Genomic DNA, 3,937 nt, shown 5'->3' with positions numbered 1-3,937 from the left:
CTTCACCTGGACCACCCGGGCGTACCATCCCGGATCGCGTCTCCGGACCTTCGCCATCAGGTGATCCCACTCGAATTCGAGCTGTCCCCGGGCGACCTCGATGCGGCCGCGGTCCGTCGCGCGGCGGATCTTCCCCGCCGCGAATCGGTACCCGCGCGCCACGGACTCGGCGTGGACGATCCGGAGGTACTCCGCGATGGCGCCGACGGGCGACCTCCCTTCGAGGAACCGCCGGAGCTGCGGGTGGCGCACGTACCCTCTCGTGCTCCCGCTCAGCACGGCCTGCGCGAGAAGGGCCTCGCGCCACAAGGCGACGAGACCGCGGCGGTCCAGGTACTTCGGATGCAGGGTCCAGAGTCGCATCGACGTCCTCGAGGGTCCCGCGACCGGGGCCGCGCGATCAGGCATCGGGCTGAGAGAGCCTCTTGCGGAAGTAGTCGCGCCATCCCTCGGGAAGGGCCGGAAGCTCGCTCGCGCGGAGCAGGAGATCCTGGTTGGCGGCGTCCGACCTGTACAGGTCGACCACGTCCGCCACGCTGACCACGTGGTCGTCGCGAGCGATCCACGTCACGGCGTCGCCCGCCGCGATCTCGCCTTCGCGAATCACCGCGAGATAGAACCCGCTCCGCCCGCTGGCCAGGAACCGCTTGACCATGTCCAGCCGGTCGAAGCGAACCCCGAGCTTGTAGCACGGCATCCGGGGCTGGGTGACCACGAGCTCGGCCGAGCCGGCACGAAGCCGGTCCCCGATGTTGACGTCGACCTCCAAGAGACCCTCGGTCGTGAGGTTCTCGCCGAACGCTCCCCACGGGAGAGCGACGCCGGGAAGCTCTCGGCGCCAGTACCCGTAATGCTCCGCCGGGTAGACGTAGACCGCCTTGTCGACGCCGCCGTGCACGGTCAGGTCGGACTGCTCGTCGCCGTCAAGGTTCAGCGACCTCACCCGGACGGCGCCCTCGACGGGCTCCTTGAAGATGGAAGTTCGAACGGTCCTTCCGCGCCACTCGATCTCGCGCGGGGGACCGACGTTCACCGACACGATCCTCATCTCTCACCTCGCCGCATCCCGGCCGGTCGAGCGGTGATCATGCGTGCCGAGCCTCGGACCGCTCCGTCACCGCTTGTCGAGCCGTGCCGCTCATCTCATGACTCGCATCGCCGGGGCCAGCCCGAGCGTCTGCAAGACGACGGTCACCGCGATGCAGCCGACGACGGCGAACGCCACCACGACCCAGATGCGCTTGAGGGACGCGCCGGCGGCGGCGGATCCGAGGACGGCGCCCGCGAGCCCCAGCTCGATCGACTGACCGAGCCACCAGCCGAGAAGAAGCGGCCATCCCGCCGTGCTGATCGAATACAGGCCGACCGTCAGCGCCCCCCAGACGACCCAGCCCGCGATCCCTCCGAGCCGGAATCCCGGCGCGGCTCCCCGCGTGCCCAGCCGGCGAAGGAGCCAGTAGAGGCCGAAGGTCAGCACGAGAAACGCGAGATACCCCAGCGGAATGCGGTGAAACGCCTCTTCAGGCTGGAGGAGGAACGGGCTCGGCTCGACGTAGAGCTTCGCCAGGACCCCCGCATGGAGGAGCAGGTCGAAGCCCAGGGACAGGACCCATGCGGCTCCGACGACGCCGAGCACGCGAAAGGCCCCGTTCCTCTCCTCGGACGTCTCTGCCGATCGCATCACGCCCCTCCCGAACCGTCCGCGCTCGTGGGTCGTTCGGCACGACACCGCCCACTGGAAGCCGACGTAGGCCGCTCGCCATTATCGGACCAGGTCGTCGTCTTCTTCAACGCCGGGACGGGCCGTCCGTCGTCGCGGGGCGACGCTCACTCGAGCTCGGCACCCTGCTCGGCCAGGAGCACCCGCAGCACCGAGCGATGGCACCGGGATTCGTTCTCGCAGTAGCACCCCACGGAGAAGTTGCCGTGGTGGGACAGGGCGGCGAGGAGCGCGAGGGCGTGGCGCGCTTCCGGGGCCGACATCTCAGCCCGGTACTTTCTGACGAAGGCGGCCCAGTGTCGGGACGTGGTGGCGGCTTGTCCCAGCTTGAGCGTTTCGACGCTCGGCGCCAGGGTCGGGAACCAGACGTCGTACCAGTTCTGCGAGGCGAACTCGGACTTGGGCACGCCGCGCGGGGGGCGGCGGACCGTTCCGATGCGCACCCCTTCGCCCTGGCCTCTCGCGCTTCCCAGCCTCACGATACGGATGGGCATCCCGGCGTCCTCCTACCTCGAACCCGGTGCTCAACCTCGTCAGACGCCACGCAACCTGTCTCCGTACCTGATCCCCCGCTGCACGGGATCCCACGTCAATTCCGCCGCGTGCCGCTTGAACCACTCGTCCCAACGCGCGGTTGCCTGTCGCAGAGCCCCCGGGGGTACGCGCCCGACGAACGACGCCAGGCCTCCTGCCTCGATGCTGGTCAGCCCCTCGAAGAAGACAACCGCAGTCTCGTACTCTCGCACCGAATAGGGATGGCCGTCCAGGATGCGCTGCAGGATCCGCCGGTGCTTCGACCACTCCGCCACGATCTCGGGTCGAACGGACGCTCGAACTTCGCGACTCGGCACCCAGACCGGCGATCGAGCGCACCCTGACGCGATGGCCAGGCCGAAGGCTGCCATCGCCGCGCCCGTCGTGATCGTGTGCCGGTTCACCCTTCGGGACATTCCCGTTCCCTCGGAGCGCATGACTCGATTGACCGGCCGCACCCGCGGTTCACGCGGATCGGCCGGTGCGGTCGCCATCGATGAGCTCCAGGCGGTGACGGTGACGTCCACCCTCGAACTCCGTCGCCATCCAAACGTCCACGATCGCCAGCGCCTCGTCTCGGGTCAAGAAGCGCTCTCCCAGGGCCAGGACGTTGGCGTCGTTGTGGGCGCGGCCGAGACGCGCGGACTCCTCGTTCCAGCACAGGGTGCACCTGACGCCGCGAACCCGGTTGGCGACGATCGCCTCGCCGTTTCCCGAGCCACCCAACACGATGCCGCGGTCCGCAGCTCCCCGGCCGACCGCCTCGGCGACGGGACGAACGAAGAGGGGATAGTCCACAGGTTCGACGGAAGTCGTTCCGAAGTCCTGGACGACGTGTCCCGACCTCTCGAGGTGCTCGGCGATCACGGTCTTGTATCGATACCCCGCGTGATCGGACCCGATGGCGATTTTCATCGTCGACCCGTCCTGTCATCCCGGCCGTTATCCGATTCGGCGACCTCGGCACTCAGCCGCGGCGCGGAGGGTCGTCCGCTGGAGCGTCACGTCGGACGGCGTCGCTCTTTCCAGGGTCCGGCGGATCCCCCGACTCGTCCGCCTCGGCATCGTCCTTCGTTCTTTCCTCGAGCACGTATCGCGCGGAAGGCTCGAGGATCGCGTGCACCTCGAGAAGAGCGTTCCCCAGCGCTCCGCTGCTGCCGTGCTTCGACCGGTAGTAGATCCAGCCGCGTCGCTCCGCCCACACGGCGATCCTGTGAAGGCCGTACAAGCCTGCGATCACGGCGAGCCCGACGAGCGCGTATCTCATGCTTGGCGCGATCCGCGGAGGCGACGCCTCCGCTGTCAATCCCGATGGCCTCTCCAGAGGCCGACCTGCTTCAAGCTGCCTCCCGGTTGACCCGTCCAGTGACTGCCGATGAGCCAGCAATGTCCGAACGGATCCTCGATGCGACCCATGCGGGGGCCGACCTCCTCGGCGGCGACCGGCGAGATCTCCCTGGCCCCTGCTGCGACGGCCCGGGCCTGCACGGCATCGGGATCGGCGACGAGCAGGTCGATGCGGACGGACGTACCGCCGAGCGATGCCGGGCTGAAGTTACCATGGGACGCCGATTCGTCGGCGACGAAGAATCTGGCGCCCTGGACGGACATCTCGGCGAAGAGGGTGCCGTCAGCGGATTCGACCCGAAAGACCTCGATGGCGCCGAAGGCGTTCTTGTAGAA

8 protein-coding genes are annotated in these 3,937 nt (G+C 68.5%); all 8 read right to left on the bottom strand.

The window, feature by feature from the left end:
* A partial coding sequence (locus LAO51_20160; GenBank protein ID MBZ5641061.1) for a pyrimidine dimer DNA glycosylase/endonuclease V occupies window positions 1-363 on the bottom strand: 363 nt, incomplete at its 3' end.
* Between the two features lie 37 nt (window positions 364-400).
* The gene (locus LAO51_20155) at window positions 401-1,048 is read right to left on the bottom strand and encodes an MOSC domain-containing protein (protein MBZ5641060.1); all 648 of its coding nucleotides are present in this window, start codon (window positions 1,046-1,048) and stop codon (window positions 401-403) included.
* 90 nt (window positions 1,049-1,138) lie between these two features.
* Window positions 1,139-1,681 (bottom strand): hypothetical protein, encoded by a 543-nt coding sequence (locus LAO51_20150; GenBank protein MBZ5641059.1) that lies wholly within the window; start codon window positions 1,679-1,681, stop codon window positions 1,139-1,141.
* Between the two features lie 146 nt (window positions 1,682-1,827).
* Window positions 1,828-2,214: a DUF488 family protein gene (locus LAO51_20145; GenBank protein MBZ5641058.1), complete on the bottom strand. Its 387-nt coding sequence runs from the start codon at window positions 2,212-2,214 to the stop codon at window positions 1,828-1,830.
* Window positions 2,215-2,253: 39 nt separating this feature from the next.
* Complete coding sequence (locus tag LAO51_20140) at window positions 2,254-2,670, bottom strand: hypothetical protein (protein ID MBZ5641057.1); 417 nt, start codon at window positions 2,668-2,670, stop codon at window positions 2,254-2,256.
* Window positions 2,671-2,719: 49 nt separating this feature from the next.
* Window positions 2,720-3,169 (bottom strand): ribose 5-phosphate isomerase B, encoded by a 450-nt coding sequence (gene rpiB / locus LAO51_20135; GenBank protein MBZ5641056.1) that lies wholly within the window; start codon window positions 3,167-3,169, stop codon window positions 2,720-2,722.
* Window positions 3,170-3,221: 52 nt separating this feature from the next.
* Window positions 3,222-3,521, bottom strand: a complete 300-nt coding sequence (locus LAO51_20130; GenBank protein MBZ5641055.1) for a hypothetical protein — start codon at window positions 3,519-3,521, stop codon at window positions 3,222-3,224.
* Window positions 3,522-3,556: 35 nt separating this feature from the next.
* Window positions 3,557-3,937: VOC family protein (locus LAO51_20125; protein MBZ5641054.1), on the bottom strand; the 381-nt coding region annotated here is incomplete at its 5' end.

It is taken from the genome of Terriglobia bacterium (assembly GCA_020073205.1).
Lineage (GTDB): Bacteria > Acidobacteriota > Polarisedimenticolia > Polarisedimenticolales > JAIQFR01 > JAIQFR01.
The sequence above is the reverse complement of the archived record's forward strand: the minus strand, read 5'-3'. Positions and strand labels throughout refer to the sequence as shown.